This is a genomic window from Oceanospirillum multiglobuliferum (genome assembly GCF_900167095.1).
Lineage (GTDB): Bacteria > Pseudomonadota > Gammaproteobacteria > Pseudomonadales > Halomonadaceae > Oceanospirillum > Oceanospirillum multiglobuliferum.
In genome coordinates, this window is the sequence record NZ_FUXG01000021.1 from 1 (window position 1) to 16,468 (window position 16,468).

Here is a 16,468-nt window from a genome sequence, read left to right on the forward strand (position 1 = left end):
CGTGAGGCTTGACCATATAACACCAAAGCAGTTTTTGACTTGCTTAACAATCGACGGATACGTCAGAGATTACAAGCGACAAGCTCAGGCTTGGACGTAAGAATACAAGATACGAACAAAGTAGAAAGTCTAATAACAGATAGGCTTAATTGGCAGACATTCAATCTACACCTTTTTTGCTTGACGACAATAGCGTATTGGAACCACCTGATCCCTTCCCGAACTCAGCAGTGAAACGGTACAGCGCCGATGGTAGTGTGGGGTCTCCCCATGTGAGAGTAGGACATCGTCAAGCGCCTTATATAGAACCCCAGTCTAGCGATAGACTGGGGTTTTTGCGTTTAAAGCGTTTGGAGTGCTTAACAATAAAAGACGGAAGCTCTTTAGTTTAGTGTTTAGGGGAGATTACAGTTGGAAATTAGAATATTAGAAAGTCGGCGTAAAATGTATACCGACTTTCCTGAGTAGCTATTTGATTAATTATCTTTAAGACTTTTTAGCCCGACGCTGTTTGTCTTCGTCTGCGATTGCATTGAGCACATCAACGACAATACCGCTTTGATCCTCCATCTCTTTTAGATGAGTGAGTGCTGTCCGGCAATCGCCTGATTGGGCTGATGCGACCGCAGATTGTCCTGCACGATGTACACCTGCATGTGGTGTTTCAAGTTGTTTAAAGTTACGCAGGCTGGAATAGCGTTCTTTGCCCTCACCCTGATAATACCACTTGCCTAAACGGCATTGAGTGTGATCTGTTAGATCATGGCTAGACTTACGGTTAAGTCCTAAATAAGCTTGATAAACTTCATTTTTATAAACGATATGGTCTAGTTTAACGGTTTCAATGAAGCTTGAAGTTGCACTGCCATCAATGGTTATTTTCATATCTTTAGACAGTTGAACAACTTCTTGAATCAGGGATTCTGCTTCGGCAACAGAGCTACTGATCTCGTGAGCTTCTTCATCCATTAACTTTGCACTGTTAGCCGTTTTGGTTGTCTGCTGTTCAATGATTTCCACAAGACTCGTGATTTCGGCTGTTGCACTACTAGCACGCTGTGCTAGGCTACGGACCTCATCTGCAACAACCGCAAACCCACGGCCATGCTCTCCTGCACGAGCCGCTTCAATTGCAGCATTCAGTGCTAGCAAATTGGTTTGTTCAGAGATGGTATGAATAATATTTACAAACTCTGAAATTCGACCTGATGCATCGTCTAACACAGCAACTTCTTTATGAGTACTGCTAGACTGTTGGCTAATCTCTTTAGATTGCACGTTGATTCGAGACAAAAGTGCAAGGCAGCGGTCAAAAAGCTGATTCGAGTCTTTAAGTGCGCTGCTTTGCTGTGCAAGTTGCTGAGCTGAGTAAGCTACTTTTTCGCGAACCTCATTAAGAGAGGCGTGTCCTGTACCCCATAAGGTATGAAATTTTTTATTGAGGTCGTGCAGCTCATCTTTGCCATTATTTGTCGACTTTAGTTGATATAGCTCAGATTCTAGCGCAGACTTCTCTTGGTTTAGGCGCTGATTTTGGGTTTCTAAATCATCTATTTTACGTTGTAGTTCAAGTATCGTTTTCTTGCCGCTGTTCCACATAACCCGCTCCAAGCGATCTAACTGTAGGGTAGATATCGTAACGCAGTGTAAGCAAATATTAATCTTATCTTACCAATGTCTGCATAGTATTGTCATAAATAAGATTAGATATTTCTGACTCTGCTATATGCCATAAAATGTCTTGTATAAGAGCGGTCATATATTTGACTAAAGTCTTGGGGTGCTTCGTTTATGTTTGTGCGACTAAAGAAAGGACTATTAACCACTATTTTACTAATAGTGTTGGGTGTGTGTTTGCTACTCAGTCCATGGGGGTTAACCAAGTTAAGCAATTATTTAGGCCAGCCCTATTTGTTATCTGTGGACAGGGTTAGCTTGACACTACGCCCTTTTGGTTTGCAGTTGCACGATATTGTGTTAGGTAAAGGAGATAGCGCACTAACGTTAACTCAGTTAGATCTACGTTTGAACCCTGCGGCCTTATGGGGTGAAGTTGCAGAGTTCACGGTTGTGGGTGATCGTTTACGCGTTGGTTATCAAGGCAATGATCCGATGGTAGCAGGATTAACTTTGCTACAGTGGCAAAAGCAGCTAAAACTTGATGCTGATACCTCAACGCAAGCGCCCTCTAACTCTTTGTCTTCTACAGCAAGCTCCGAGGAGAAAAGTGACGCATTACCCGCACTAATAATACCAAGCATCCGATTCGCAGAAATTAATCTGCAGTCAGAGCGAGCTGGCTGGCCTAATGTTGTGATTAAAAATATACAAATGGGCGCAATTAGCACAGAAGCAACAGAGCAGGCTGCAAGTCTAAAAGCATCCATTAATACAGGCAAAGGCGACTTTCTATTATCAGGATATTTCTATCCTTTAGCTCAGCAGCACAGTGGTGAGTTTGATATTGAAGTTAAACACTTCCAGCCCACGAATCGCTGGCTAAAGTTTGTCCCAGCGGCACTTAATAGTGTCAATGTTAACGCAAAACTGAAAGCAGCATGGAAACAAAATAAGAGCAGCCCACTACCAAAATTTCATCTACAGGGTGATATCAACTTAAATGCACTGCACTGGAAAACACTTGGACAGGATCTTCAGCTTGCTGCATTAGAGCTTAATGGATTAGTGCTTGATGAGCGCAGTATTCGGCTATCTGATCTGGATTTGCAAAAATTGGCGTTGAAGTTAGATGGTAATCCAAATACGGCAATTCAATACCAACTAGAGCAACTAACATTATCAGAATTTATCCTACATCATTGGCTGCAACCTGAGCACTTTGAGCTGGATCTGGTACAGCTTGATTTAACTGGGCAACGTTTTCAGCAAGCTAGTACTGATCTATTGTTGCAGAAATTGGCATTATCTAGCGTGGTGATAACACCTTCACAGCTGGCATTGTCACAAGTACTTGGACAGCAGATAGCGCTACAACTGCATGGAAAGACTACTGATCTGGCGTCGGGTGCTTCACCTTTGACTAACCAATACCTGCTACAACACTTTGAGCTAAAAGGTTTAGAGCTTGTGGACTGGCAATCAAGACCTCAAATAAAACTTAAACAAGCTGTAATTGTTGATGGTGAGTTGAACTGGCAGAAAGAAGAAATAGCGGTTTCAAAAGCTATCCCTACAGCTGAAGCATCAAAAAGCGAAGTGAAAAATGAGATGCTAGATGCAGGTTCTGTTAATGAAGTTTCAGCTAATGAAGAGCCGGAAAAAGCAAGGGAGCATTTATCTGTTCAAGTACAACAACTAAACATTCAGCGACAAAAGGTGCTTTACCAAGACCACAATTTACTGAAGCCAACTCAGAGTGAGTTCCTACTGGAGTCCATGACATTAAATGATTTTGAATGGCCTTCTGATAAAACCGCTCACTGGACATTAGACGCTTGGCTAGATGGACAGAGTCATTGGCTATTAGCAGGAAGTTTACAGCCGGAACCATTAGTATTTACCGCTACAGGCAGTCAAAAAGGGTTAGCACTACCCTCTATTAGTCCTTATGCAGAACAGGTTGCCCAAGTTTATTTTCTGCAAGGTGTCATGGATAACCAAATTAAGTTGGATTTTGAGCAAGATCATCTTAAAGGCGAAATAGGCTTTTTGTTTCATCAGCTTGATATGTCGCTAAAAGGTGAATTTGCCTCGCAAAACTTACCCTTGCAAATGGCTCTTTCGATATTAGAAGACAGTGATGACCGTATAGAACTAAACATTAGCATTGACAAAAAAGGCGATGAATTGAAAGTCGGAAGTGCCGATGTGATTCGCGAATTTATTCTCAGTGCCAGCCAAAAAGGCGCACTTAGCTACTTGAAATATACCCTTCAGCCTTTTGCTTCTCTAATGACTTTAAAAAGCCTAGGAGAAAGCTTGTTAGAAGGAGGAGCAATACCTCTTGAGCCTGTCGAGTTTGAACTGCTTCAAGCAGAGTTGAATGCTCAGCAAAAAGCCTATGCTGATAAAATAGGTGTGATACTAAAAGAGCGCACAGCTTTGAAGCTAACGAGCTGTTTGCGTTCTAATCAGGCGGAGTACCAGTTGCTACTGGAGCAGAATAAGGGAGATGTTAAGCTCAGCCAAAAAGCATTTTTGACACTAGAGCAAGGACGTTTAAGGCAATGGCGCAGAATTATGGCCAGCAAAGGAGTTGCTAGCCAATTAAAAGCCTGTGAATTACCAAGAAAAGAACTCAGTTCGCAGGATGCTAATGGTCCTGCAATGCTAGTATTAAAGTTAGCACCATGATGATTTTAACAACCCTTTAGGGAGATCGGGAATAATGAAAACAAGTCACTATTTATTGGCGACATCTTTGGCCGTTACATTATTGGCGGGCTGTGCCAGCGATGATGTTCAAGAGCAGCCGATGGAGCAAATGAGTGAGCAAAATGTAATGGGGGGGGCAGGCCCTATGACGTTGGCACATATCAATCATGTCCGCAGCCGATGGGCAGATACACCTAATCAAGTGGGTTTGTTAACGATAGCTAGGGAAGAGGCTGCTATAGCTCGTACTCACGCTCACTTGGCGGCAAAAAAAGCAGATAATACGGACTGGGTGAAAATGCATGCCGTACATATTAAACATGCATTAATACCTAATGGCGAAAAGGGACCAGGGAAGGGCTACGGTTTGATTAAAGCCGTTGCAGGTGTCCAAAAGCACACAATGTTGGCATTAGAGCAAGATGATAAGTCTCAAGCCGTAGCACTTTATGGCGAGCAGATTGTTGCTAGTACCGATAGTATAAATATGCGTTTGGAACAGATGTACAATCTAGTTGCTGAAATATTAAGAGCACCTAGAAGTGAAAACCTATCATCTCAAGCGCACATGTTAGCCAAACTATCAGACCAAGTTCTGATGGGCGAAGACCTGAATCAAGATGGTGAGATTGATTGGCGTAACAATGAACCTGGGCTGAATCAAACCCTGCGTTATCTTAATGATCTAAGTCAAAAAGAAGCGCTATAAAAGTCCAGTGGAGCCTAAAATCACGAGTCAAATCCTATAAAAAGCCCCTCAATATGATCCTGTTCACATTGAGGGAGGCTGGTCGTTTTTATTACTTATTTGATTTATAAGGGATTATTCTTATTGAAGTCTATCTTATACATATTTTTTGTATGCCTATGTGTCATCGTGTAAACTAATTGACAGTCGACATATTTGAAGTGAATCCCACCATGATCCTACCCAGCCTTAAAAGCAAAACCTTAGTGTTTGTTGTCATCAGTATTGTCTTTCTGTTAGTACAGATGGTAATGCTGCGTAATGAAACCTCGCAGGTCATACTTAATGTAGAACAATTGGCTGAGCAACGTATTCCCCAGTTGGAAAAAGCCCATGAGATGCAAATTGCGGTGATCCAAGTGCAGCAGTGGTTGACCGATATCAGTGCCACTCGAGGCTTAGATGGACTCAATGATGGCTTTGATGTAGCGGAAGAAAATGCGGTGCTCTTTCGCCAGCGCACAAACGAATTGCAACAAGTGGATCAGGCTAACGCAGCATTTTACCGTGAGTTATTGCCTGTTTTTGAAGCTTATTACAACACGGGCAAAAAAATGGCGCAGGGCTATATTTCTGAAGGGCCTGCAGTTGGGAACAAATTAATGGCGGAGTTTGACAGCACCGCCACAGCGATCAATGAAAAAATTGATCAATTAATGGTTTCGCATAAAAACAATACCAATACAGCGCTGGCTCAAGCGGTTGCAAGTGCCAAAAGTACTCAAAACACCAGTATGTTATTCACGGGCTTATTGGCATTGCTAATGCTGTCGCTAACTGCAGGATTAAGCTTTTTTGTGCTGACCCCTATTAAGCGCATGTTTATATTGGTTGAGGAGCTGGGTAAAGGTGAGGGTGACCTATCGCAGCGTTTACCGGAAGATCGCAAAGATGAAATTGGTGATTTAGCGCGCTCATTTAACCATTTTCTAACTAAAACGGATCAAACGGTTGCTACCGTGATGAAGTCTGTGGTGCGTTTGATTCCAATGGCAGATGAGCTGTCTGAAACCAATACCCATGTTCAAGACCGTATCATGAAACAGAATGAACAGAGTAAAAAAGTGCACAGCTGCATGCACACTACCCGTGATGCCTCTGACTCTGTTGCAAGTGCGGTACAACGTATTTCTGCTGCCACCACTCAAGGCTACGACCGCGTTCAGCGTGGCCAAGAGGTTGTGATTAGCTCCAGTCAAACAATGGAGCGTTTGGCATTACGTTTAGGCCAAGCCCAAGACACCATTACCCGACTCAGCGAGAGCAGTGAGCGCATTGAGGGGGTGATTGATGTGATTCGTAGCATCGCAGAGCAAACCAATTTGTTGGCTTTAAACGCGGCTATCGAAGCGGCTCGTGCAGGTGAAGCTGGCCGTGGTTTTGCTGTGGTCGCCGATGAGGTACGTGGCTTGGCAGGTAAAACCCACGAATCAACCGCAGAAGTTCAATCTATGGTCGAAGCGATTCGCAACCAAACCCAAGAGGTGGTTGAGGTCATGGGGCAAAGTATCAGTGAGGCTAACGCCAGTCGTGAATTAACAGAGGCGAGCAAAGAAAGTCTATCTGAAATTAATGATGCTATTTTGCATATCAAAAGCTGCTCAGAAGAGATTCTTGAGGCTATCAGCATTCAAGGTGATAACTTTGACAAAGTTGGTCGTAACTTCGATGTAATGGATGAATACTTCCGAGAAACATTAGCCTCAGGTCAGCTGACGTTTAGCTTTGGCGAAGATTTGAAAAAAATGAGTGCCAAGTTACAGAAGTTAATGGGTGAGTTTAAGGTAACTGATCGCAGTATTAGCACCAAACAGCGTGCCGGTGTACGCGTTAATCAAGAGGCGGAGCTGTTCTAAGCGCCAGCTCTCCTAATGTTTTTAATGCGTTTTCAACTGTGCTACTCCAAGGAATAGCACAGTTGAGACGCAAATAGTTCTGATACTGCTCTCGTGCTGAAAACAGTCGCCCCGGCATGACACCAATCCCTTCTTGCAACGCTAAATGATGCAAATTCATTGAATCGACCCCTTCCGGTAGACGTACCCACAAAATATAGCCTCCAGAGGGGTGGCTTAGGCTGGTGCCCTCTGGGAAATAACGCATGACAGCAGCACTCATCTTTTGCACTTGTGTGGCATAAGATGATTGGATACGCCGTAAATGACGGTCATAGCCACCGTTGGCGAGAAACTCAGCTACAGCCATCTGGCTTAATGTGGATGTGCCAACACTGCTAAAAGATTTCAGAAACTCTAGCTGAGATTGGTAGCGACCTGCAGAAACCCAACCAACTCGTAAGCCTGAAGCAATTGATTTTGAAACTGAAGAGCAGTAGAGCACTCTGCCGTCTTCATCATAGGCTTTAATCGCTTTTGGCCGACTGCCCGAATAGTTAAGATCGCCAAAGAGATCATCTTCTATCACAGGAATCTGTAATGGTTTTAACATTGCCAGCAACTGTTTGCGATGAGCGTCAGGCATAGTTGAACCTAACGGGTTGTTGTTAGTGGGTACTAGCGCAACTGCTTTAATCGGCCATTGCTCTAAGGCGAGCTTAAGCGCTTCTAAACTAATACCTTGTTCTGGGTGACAGGGAATCTCAACGGCTTTCATACCTTGAGATTCAATGGCCTGTAGCAAGCCCACAAACGCAGGGCTTTCTATTGCGATCACATCTCCTGCTTTAGCCACGGCTCTTAAACAAAGTGTTAGGGCTTCTTGGCAACCATTGGTGATGACAATTTCATTGGCGCTAACATGGCAGCCCGACTCTGCCATACGCTTAGCCAACTGCAAGCGTAACTCTTCTAATCCTGGTGGGAAAACAGACACCACCACCTCATCCATACGCTGGCGCACCAAGCTACCCATAATGCGTTGCAACTGCTTAACAGGTAAAAACTCAGCAGATGGAATCGCTGCACCAAGATTAATCAAACGTGGTTGTTGGCAACGTTTGAGCACCTCCGCAGCAGATTGCTTAATACTGACCGCAGTAGGTAGCGCTAAATCATCGGCTGCTTTTGATAGCATAAAAGCTGAACTAACAGGCAAGCGTACCCTCTCTCGGACATAAAAACCGGATTGAGGGCGAGACTCGATATGTTGGCGCAGCTCCAATTGCTCATAAGCGCTTTGAATGGTTGCTATACTGACCTGTTTTTGTTTGCTTAGCCTGCGAATAGAAGGCAGCTTGTCACCTACTTGAAATACGCCTTGGTCGATCTGAGAGGCCAATTCATCTGCAATCTGTTGATATAAGGTTGACATACTTTGTTCTCTACACTGCTGACTGAGGCCACAAAACAAAACGAGGCGATAAAAGAAAAGATAGCGATGATCAGTGTTTGACTACTATTAAAACTAGAGTTACGTGGTTATCAAAAGTAACCCTATAGAGGGTTCGCTTGTTGAAAGCTGCTCATTGTGATCTCTTGTCGTGCTTTTGATAGGTACAGTTTAGGTGAAAGCTAGCAGTACAGTTACTATAAATTGAAACTGTACCGATTCAATCAGTAAAAACTAGCTCTGCAACAGATCAGTAATATTGACCAAAATACTGGGTAATCAAAAAAGGTAGGCGTACTGCAGCTAAAAGACCTACCTAATTAGCCAGAATAATTATAAGGCAGGGTCATGACTTACAAAATTTTAAATGGTAACGAACTGATTATTCAGGGCGGACTGGAAGCAGGCTTCTCTCTTTATACAGGCTATCCCGGTTCTCCGCTGGCGGACTATTTCAACATCTTGCATGCACGCAAAGATGAACTGCATGATAAAGGCATTCGCGTTGCCCTTGGCAATACAGAAGCTAACGCCGCAGCTATGGCCGGTGGTGCTAAACAGGCTGGCCGTAATGTGATGGTTGGCATGAAGTCAATGGGGCTTCATGTGGCTTCAGATGCCTTGTCTGTGGGTAACTTTGCCAATGGCGGTATGCCAACGATTGACCCTGTCACCGGTGAAACTGTTTATTCCGGTGTGGTTGTGGTTGTGGGTGATGACCCTTGGTCGATGTCTACGTCAACCGCAGCAGATTCGCGCTACCTATTCAAGCATCTTCACATGCCTTTTTTGGAGCCTTCCACGCCTCAAGAGTTGAAAGACTGGATTGCCCATGCTCTAACTCTATCTCAGCGCTCCTCTTTATATACGGGTGTATTAGTGACCACTTTCATTGCGGAAGGTGGTGGGCGAGTACAAATTGGTGACGAAGCGCTTGTACCTCAGGAAAGGACAGACTTTGATCCAAGCACCTTTAACTTGTCTGAATCGGTGATGGTACCACCTAACTCTTTAGGTGCGGATCAGCGCATGATTCGCCAACGTTTTCCAAAAGTGAAGAAACTACTAAAAGAGTTGGCATTAGACCGTCAATTGGGGTTTGCTGACGCCAAAATTGGCTTTATCTCTTCAGGGGTGGTGTACGAATCACTCAAGCAAATCATGGAAGAAGAGCAGTACTTAGACGAGTTTTCACTGTACAAAGTGGCGGCGTCTTACCCATTAGTTGACGAACTGTTGGTGCCTTGGCTGTCGAAACTTGAAACCTTAGTTGTGGTTGAAGAAAAGCGCGGTTTCTTAGAAAACGAACTGCTGCACTTATGCCAAGAGCATGACATCAAGTTGAAACTCTTTGGTAAAGACTTCCTCGACCCGAGTTTGCCTGAGGGTGAACAGATATTGGAAGGCTTCCCCGCAGATGGTGGTATCTCTTACGAAATTTTACGCAGTAAGATGAACCAGTTGATGGGCTTATTGCATCGTCATCCTTGTCAGCACAAAACCCCAGAGCTTATCCGATTAGATAACCCGCTGCCGATGCGTTTGCCGACATTCTGCCCAGGTTGTCCGCACCGTGAAACCTTAAGCTTGTTAAAAGAGCTGCGCAAAGTCTTCAAAGAGGAAGAGGGGATTAACCTGATTTCGCATGGTGATGTGGGCTGCTACTCGCTGTCGTTCCTAGAACCCTTTAAAGAGATGCACGACATTTCAGCGATGGGGCAGGGGGGCGCATTTGGTGCGGGAATGGACTTGTTCTCCAATAACCCATCAGTGGTGTTGATGGGAGACTCGACCTTCTTCCACTCAGGATTAAGTGCGATCTCGAACTCGGTACAGTTAGGTCACAACATCACTTACATCGTATTAGACAATGACTTCACCGCGATGACTGGTCACCAGATGTCGCCTAGTACTGGTCAGTCTGTTGAGGGGCGCAAGCGCCCAGAGCAGGATATGCTGAACCTAGTACGCGGCATGGGTGTTGATGAAGCGGTTGAGGTGAATCCATCTGATCGTTATTTCTATCGCAATGTGTTGAAGCACTATGTGAAGAAATCAGGCACTAAGGTTATTGTTTCTAATAAAGAGTGCGGCTTAACCTTCGCGGCTAGCCAGAAAGCCCGTGATCGTAAAATCTTCGGTGCAGGCGAAACTAAGCCTGTGCAAACCTTTTTCCAGATCAACACCTCGGCTTGTGAAGATTGCCGTATGTGTGTGGAGATGACAGGTTGTCCCGGCCTATCTCAAACTGAAGATGCCTATGGCCCGAAAATGTTCATTGACCCTCAGATCTGTGTGTCGGACGGTTACTGCTCGAAGATTCTGGCCTGCCCAAGCTTTGAAAAAGTAGAAGTGATCAACTATCACCCAACTCGTTACCAAACGGCTGAGCAGGGCTTAAAAGCCGCATCTGCCAGTTTGCCAGAGCCAGAAAGGGTGAAAAGCTTTGACGATATTCTGCAAGGCAGTGACTGGCGAGTGGTGGTAACTGGTGTAGGTGGTTCAGGCGTGACCACCATCTCTCGCGTGCTGGCGGAAGCTGGTGAAGAGATGAATGGCATTGATGATCTTGATTTTAAGTTTATGGATCAGAAAGGTCTGGCGCAGCGTAATGGTCGAGTGACTGGCCACTTAAGTATCTTTAATCGTAATAAGTCAGCCAGTGCGATTACGCCACTTGGTACAGCCGATTTGGTATTGTCACCTGATCTATTGGATGGCAGTGCGGCAGTTGGTTTCTTAGCACCTTATGGTCAAGCCTTGTTAGATGAAGAGTTTCAGATTCCGCTTAGTATTTTGCTGAACTACGGTGAAGAGCAGGAAGTACTGAAATCGGCCAAACTGCGTGAACAACTGGCAGATAAGCTAAAAGAGCGTGCATTCTTTAGCCCAATGAAAGCTGTTTCCCACCGTCAGTTGGGTAAAAGTGTATACGCTTCGGCAATTTTACTGGGTATCGCATATCAAAAAGGCATGTTGCCGTTTACAGAGGCAAATATGGAGGGGGCTTTCCGTCGCAGTGTGCCGAAAGCAGAGTTTGATAACAACTGGCGTGCTTTCACTCTAGGGCGTGAAATGGTGGTGATGGGGGTTGAAGCATTCCGAAACCAATACCTGCCACAAATTGAGAACAGTTTGATTAGCTTGTTCCGTCAAAGTGTACAAGAAAGTGCAGCGGTTTGGGAAAGCAGTGACCGTTTGGCTCAGCTGTTCGATCAAGGTTTAAAAGAGCTACAAGTCTTATTCCCTGAGATCGATCATAATCATCTGGCTCACTATGTACATGATCTAGTGGTCTATGATCGCAATCAGGCTTTGACGGGCTTTATGGCCGATGCGAAAGGTTTAAAAAGCCTCTACCCTGATCCGTCTCTGCAAAAAATTGCGCTGCGGGCATTGTGTAAAACCTACTGGATTAAGGATGAGGTCTTTGTTGCGCATCTGATGATTTCGCCATTGAAAGAAGCGCAAGATCAGCAAGCCTATCAACACCTTGGCACCGACTACCGCATCATTCACTTGAACCGTCCAGAGTTTGATTTGATGGATCGCCGCATCGCGTTTGAGTTTTCACCTAAGAAGTGGATGCTAAAACAGATGCGTCACCAGCGCTGGTTGCGTAAGGCACAAGCTAAAGTACATGCGCAGGAACATGAAATTGCACTGAAAATACGCCACGAGCTGTTGAATGCAATCCCTAAACAAGAGGGAGATAAACGCCAACAGCTGATGCGGTTAGACAACATTAAAGGCTATCGCCAAGTGCGTTATGAGAAGGCAGCTAAAGTGTTTGACAACATGCAGCCTCCTGCTAGCACTGGGCAGCAGATTCCAGTTGTACAGGTGCATCAACCTTAACCTTTTACTGCTGGATGATAACCACTGCCGTAGTGCTCAACGGCAGTGGTATAAGATTTGAGGTTCCGAGTCGTTAAAAGCGCGTCAACTTGTTGATTAAGCGCTCTGCACATTTCCCCGCCATTGGCGGGGATTTTTTGTCTTAAAGGTCTTAAGCCAGCTTAGTTTGGTTGTGCTTTCTCTGTGTTTCTTTGAGCTTGAATTTCTGTTCACGATCTTTGGCTGCATGATGTTTAGCTTGACCGCCCACATGTTCAACACCTCGGGCTTTTGCCAGTTGCACTTGCTGCTCTCGGTCGCGGAAGCGCTTAAGCTGCTCTTCTGTATGAGTGCCAAAACACTTTGGACAACTGACACCGGCTTCATATTGTGCAGATAGCTTGTCAGCCTCAGTGATTGGCAGACGGCAGGCATTGCACATCTCATATTGGCCTTTCTCTAAACGATGGTTTACAGCAACACGGCCATCAAAAACATAACACTCACCTTGCCATAGTGACTCGCTTTCGGGCACTTCCTCTAGGTATTTCAGAATACCGCCTTCAAGGTGATAGACCTCATCAAAGCCTTGCTCTTTTAAGTAAGCGGTTGATTTTTCGCAGCGGATGCCACCAGTACAGAACATGGCAACCTTTTTATGTTTTGCGGGATCTAGGTGTTCTTTTACATAGGCTGGAAACTCGCGAAAACTGCTGGTGCTCGGGTTTTCGGCATATTTAAAGGTACCAATTTCAATCTCGTAATTATTGCGAGTGTCCACCAATAATACTTCTGGATCACTGATTAGCTCATTCCAATCTTTAGGTTTTACGTAGGTGCCAACCACATGGCGTGGGTCAATCCCCTCAACACCCATGGTGACGATCTCATTTTTTAATTTAACTTTGGTTCTATTAAATGGATTTTTGTCATGAAAAGATTCTTTGGTAACAATATTGCTAAGGCTGCTGTCTTTGGCTAACCAAGCTAAAACCTCGGCGATGCCGTTGGCTGATCCAGCAATAGTACCGTTAATACCTTCTTCTGCTAATAGCAGCGTACCTTTAACGCTGTTAGCTAACATGATCTGCTGTAGTGGTTCACGTAATGTTTTAAAGTTTTTAAGACGAACAAATTTATATAGTGCGCATACCGTAATCATAAAATCTCCAGCTAAACGAATCGTAAATCCGTCGCAAGTAATCTGTATCAAACCTGACTTAATTTGTCAGGTATTAGGTATGGGATTGTAATGATTCGGTTGAGATTAGATAGCATTATTGCTGGGACAGCGGTATGAATAGGCCATATCCAAGTACTAGTGCTTTGAATATGGCCATTGTTGGCTGGTTATAACGCTTCAGCCAATAGTTGATAGCTTTGCAGTCGATCTTGAAAGCTGTGTGTAACTGTGACCAGGCCAATTTCATCGCACTGGTAGGCTTTTGTCAGTTGGTTGATTTCATCCCAGCATTGCGTTGCAGTACCAACGGTAAAGCCGTTAAGAATATGGTCATACTGTGATTGGTAAGAGTGTGATAGTGCGTTATAGCGATCCTGCACTTGCTCGGGGGTTAAAAAGGGTTCCCTAAGCCCCATTTGTGCAGCCAGCTTTCGGTAAACTGCGGTTCCTGCTATTAGACGAGCTTCTTCATTTGTTTCTGCACAGATACAGGCAATCGCCAGCATTTTATTGGGTGTACCTGCATGTTTTGCTTTTTGCCATTCATTTAGGTGTGCTTTGAAAATATCTGGACTACAGTTGTCTGGGTCAATAAAACGCGCAAGGGCAATATGGTAGCCCAAGTGCCCTGCAAGTCCTGCACTACCGCCACTAGAACCTAACATCCACATTTCAGGTTTGGGGTCATTATCTGGCAAAACCTTCAAACTATGGAAGGCATTGTCTTTAGGCATAGAGCCATCAATAAAGTGTTTAAGATCTTGGGCTTGTGTGGCGTATAACTCACCATTATGCGGTCTTGAGAAATAAGACAGTGCTTGAGAGGTCAGCTGCGTACCACCGGGTGCGCGACCGATACCTAAGTCTATTCGATCTGGAAACAGTGTCGCCAGCATCTTAAAACACTCAGCAACTTTGTAGGGGCTATAGTGGTTGAGCATTACTCCGCCGCTGCCGACACGAATGTTTTTGGTGATACTGGCAATATGTGCAATCAATATTTCTGGGCAAGGATTGGCAAAGTGAATGCTATCGTGGTGTTCCGCAACCCAGTAGCGATAATAGCCTAGCTGGTCACAGGCTTGTGCAAGTGTGGCAGATAAACTAGGGGACTCTTTTGCAGGGTGAGAGCCATATACAGGGGATTGGTCTACAACCGATAACTTAATACTCACAGGTGATTCCTTTTATAGTTAATATATTAACTATATCCTGTTTTGTACTTTTTGTTAAATCAGCATACCGAATGACTCATGCTGCAAGCTTTAAAACAGGACATCCTTATCCTTAGCACTGCCTTAACCATGGGATTGATTAACTCTCCACAAAGGCTCTTTCGATTACATAGTGGCCTAAGTCACCATGGCGTGCCTCAATGAAACCTTGCTCGTTCAATATCTCGCAAGTCTCTTTCAACATGCTTGGGCCGCCGCAAATCATAAAGCGGTCATTTTCTAAATCGAACGCAGGTAGCCCCAAGTCTGTAAATAATTTACCGCTACGCATTAGGTCGGTTAAACGGCCTTCATTGGTATAGGCTTCGCGTGTCACTGTTGGGTAATAGACCAGCTTTTCGCGGACAACATCACCAAAAAATTCGTTATTGGGTAGCTCGTCTAATATCACATCTTGATAAGCCAGCTCTGCCACGTAGCGACAGCCATGAGTCAAAATGACTTTGTCATAATGCTCATAAATTTCAGGATCACGAATAATGCTCATAAAGGGTGCCAACCCTGTACCAGTGCTGAGCAAATATAAGTTTCTACCTGGCAGTAAATGGTCTTGAATTAATGTACCAGTGGGTTTGCTACTGAGCATAATCTCATCGCCAACTTGAATATTTTGTAGACGAGAGGTTAAAGGGCCATCAGGTACTTTAATGCTGAAGAACTCTAAATGATCTTCGTAGTTGGCGCTGGCGATACTGTAGGCGCGCATCAGTGGCTTTCCAGCAACTTCAAGGCCAATCATAATGAAGTGACCATTTTTGAAGCGTAAAGAAGAGCCTCGACTGGTTTTAAAACTGAACAAAGTATCAGTCCAGTGATGTACGCTGAGTACTTGCTCTTTCACTAACCCTGCCATTTTTTGCCTCTTTTGTCGTGATGACGCTGAAATTATTGCTGCGCTGAAATGCAGCTGTTGAATTTATGTCAGTCAGTGTAATGCAACGTATAAGTATCTAATAAACTGATAATTTTGATATGATTAATCGTTTTTTTAGATAACTCGTTTGCGTAAGTCTCGTTAGACTGAGTTTTAAATCTCAATTTTTAGATTTTTGTTATTGAAAGGTTATGTTGTGCTGATTATTTCTGGCCCGTTGGCTATTGCAGATGATGAGATTGAACTCAGTGCCATTCGTGCTCAGGGCGCAGGTGGTCAAAATGTCAATAAAGTGTCATCGGCCATTCATCTACGTTTTGATATTCATGCCAGCTCTTTGCCCGAGTTCTATAAGGCGCGTTTATTACAGCTAAGTGATAACCGTATTAGCAAAGAAGGCATCATCATTATTAAGGCGCAACAATACCGTACCCAAGAAAAAAATCGTGAAGATGCACTAGAGCGCTTAAAAGCGTTAATTTTAAGTGCAGTGATTGTACAAAAAGCACGTAGAGCCACGCGCCCTACAAGAAACTCACAGAAAAAGCGTGTGGATAGCAAAACCCGGCGCGGCAATATTAAATCGTTAAGAGGCCGAGTGACTGATTAATTAATCTACCATAGCCTAGTTTAATCTAGGGTTGTCCCTAGGTTTAGTGACACCGTTACTCTGTTAAGCTGTAGCTAATAACAATTTGAAACCAAAGGCTTTTTCGATATTAAAGATAAAGCTAATGATGAGTAGGGTGGTATGATATGGCAGAAGAAATAACTCGGTGTGATATCAATGAGATATATTGTTTTGAAGGTTGTGCCAGTACGGGTAAACAATGCTCTTTTTTTGATCAAAACCTACAAGCTTACTTGATGTGCCCCTCTTTGATCTGGCTGCAATATGCGGGAAAAGATTATAAACCAAGCATCAGCGAGATGCCGCAAATACAATCTTGTAGGCAACAGGTAAGCAC

General features: G+C 44.2%; 10 protein-coding genes and 1 rRNA gene. 6 read left to right on the forward strand and 5 right to left on the reverse strand.

Features of this window, described 5'->3' with window-relative positions; genetic code table 11:
- The first annotated feature begins 179 nt into the window (after positions 1-179).
- Positions 180-295: ribosomal RNA gene (gene rrf / locus B5D26_RS12900) — 5S ribosomal RNA — on the forward strand.
- A 191-nt stretch (positions 296-486) separates the two neighbouring features.
- Here the strand turns inward: rrf and B5D26_RS16555 are convergent.
- A complete protein-coding gene (locus B5D26_RS16555; protein ID WP_078746140.1) occupies positions 487-1,599 on the reverse strand; it encodes a methyl-accepting chemotaxis protein in 1,113 nt (370 codons plus the stop codon).
- A gap of 192 nt (positions 1,600-1,791) precedes the next feature.
- On the opposite strand from B5D26_RS16555, the gene B5D26_RS12910 reads away from it, so the two are divergent.
- The 3 genes from B5D26_RS12910 to B5D26_RS12920 all read left to right on the forward strand — a co-directional run bounded on the left by B5D26_RS12910 (position 1,792) and on the right by B5D26_RS12920 (position 6,939).
- Positions 1,792-4,314 (forward strand): DUF748 domain-containing protein, encoded by a 2,523-nt coding sequence (locus tag B5D26_RS12910; protein ID WP_078746141.1) that lies wholly within the window; start codon positions 1,792-1,794, stop codon positions 4,312-4,314.
- Positions 4,315-4,348: 34 nt separating this feature from the next.
- The gene (locus tag B5D26_RS12915) at positions 4,349-5,044 is read left to right on the forward strand and encodes a hypothetical protein (RefSeq protein ID WP_078746142.1); all 696 of its coding nucleotides are present in this window, start codon (positions 4,349-4,351) and stop codon (positions 5,042-5,044) included.
- Between the two features lie 212 nt (positions 5,045-5,256).
- The gene (locus B5D26_RS12920; protein WP_078746143.1) at positions 5,257-6,939 is read left to right on the forward strand and encodes a methyl-accepting chemotaxis protein; all 1,683 of its coding nucleotides are present in this window, start codon (positions 5,257-5,259) and stop codon (positions 6,937-6,939) included.
- Here the strand turns inward: B5D26_RS12920 and B5D26_RS12925 are convergent.
- The gene (locus B5D26_RS12925) at positions 6,914-8,353 is read right to left on the reverse strand and encodes an aminotransferase-like domain-containing protein (protein WP_078746144.1); all 1,440 of its coding nucleotides are present in this window, start codon (positions 8,351-8,353) and stop codon (positions 6,914-6,916) included. The two genes, B5D26_RS12920 and B5D26_RS12925, sit on opposite strands and share 26 nt — an antisense overlap.
- Positions 8,354-8,719: 366 nt before the next feature.
- Here B5D26_RS12925 and B5D26_RS12930 point away from each other — a divergent pair, with 366 nt between their 5' ends.
- Positions 8,720-12,229: a thiamine pyrophosphate-dependent enzyme gene (locus B5D26_RS12930; protein ID WP_078746145.1), complete on the forward strand. Its 3,510-nt coding sequence runs from the start codon at positions 8,720-8,722 to the stop codon at positions 12,227-12,229.
- A 151-nt stretch (positions 12,230-12,380) separates the two neighbouring features.
- On the opposite strand, the gene trhO is transcribed toward B5D26_RS12930, so the two are convergent.
- The 3 genes from trhO to B5D26_RS12945 form a co-directional block, all read right to left on the reverse strand.
- Positions 12,381-13,370: an oxygen-dependent tRNA uridine(34) hydroxylase TrhO gene (gene trhO, locus B5D26_RS12935; protein WP_078746146.1), complete on the reverse strand. Its 990-nt coding sequence runs from the start codon at positions 13,368-13,370 to the stop codon at positions 12,381-12,383.
- A 188-nt stretch (positions 13,371-13,558) separates the two neighbouring features.
- Positions 13,559-14,566 (reverse strand): MsnO8 family LLM class oxidoreductase, encoded by a 1,008-nt coding sequence (locus tag B5D26_RS12940; protein WP_078746147.1) that lies wholly within the window; start codon positions 14,564-14,566, stop codon positions 13,559-13,561.
- 139 nt (positions 14,567-14,705) lie between these two features.
- Positions 14,706-15,479 carry a ferredoxin--NADP reductase gene (locus B5D26_RS12945; protein ID WP_078746148.1) on the reverse strand — a complete coding sequence of 258 codons (774 nt, stop codon included), beginning with the start codon at positions 15,477-15,479 and terminating at the stop codon, positions 14,706-14,708.
- A 217-nt stretch (positions 15,480-15,696) separates the two neighbouring features.
- Between B5D26_RS12945 and arfB the strand changes: the two genes are divergently transcribed.
- The gene (arfB, locus tag B5D26_RS12950; protein WP_078746184.1) at positions 15,697-16,110 is read left to right on the forward strand and encodes an alternative ribosome rescue aminoacyl-tRNA hydrolase ArfB; all 414 of its coding nucleotides are present in this window, start codon (positions 15,697-15,699) and stop codon (positions 16,108-16,110) included.
- Positions 16,111-16,468 lie beyond the last annotated feature (358 nt).

What these genes read in the sequence shown, in the direction of transcription:
- B5D26_RS16555 (WP_078746140.1), bottom strand. Translation starts at nt 1,599, where the DNA reads ATGTGGAACAGCGGCAAGAAAACGATACTTGAACTACAACGTAAAATA.
- B5D26_RS12910 (WP_078746141.1), top strand. Translation starts at nt 1,792, where the DNA reads ATGTTTGTGCGACTAAAGAAAGGACTATTAACCACTATTTTACTAATA.
- B5D26_RS12915 (WP_078746142.1), top strand. Translation starts at nt 4,349, where the DNA reads ATGAAAACAAGTCACTATTTATTGGCGACATCTTTGGCCGTTACATTA.
- B5D26_RS12920 (WP_078746143.1), top strand. Translation starts at nt 5,257, where the DNA reads ATGATCCTACCCAGCCTTAAAAGCAAAACCTTAGTGTTTGTTGTCATC.
- B5D26_RS12925 (WP_078746144.1), bottom strand. Translation starts at nt 8,353, where the DNA reads ATGTCAACCTTATATCAACAGATTGCAGATGAATTGGCCTCTCAGATC.
- B5D26_RS12930 (WP_078746145.1), top strand. Translation starts at nt 8,720, where the DNA reads ATGACTTACAAAATTTTAAATGGTAACGAACTGATTATTCAGGGCGGA.
- trhO (WP_078746146.1), bottom strand. Translation starts at nt 13,370, where the DNA reads ATGATTACGGTATGCGCACTATATAAATTTGTTCGTCTTAAAAACTTT.
- B5D26_RS12945 (WP_078746148.1), bottom strand. Translation starts at nt 15,479, where the DNA reads ATGGCAGGGTTAGTGAAAGAGCAAGTACTCAGCGTACATCACTGGACT.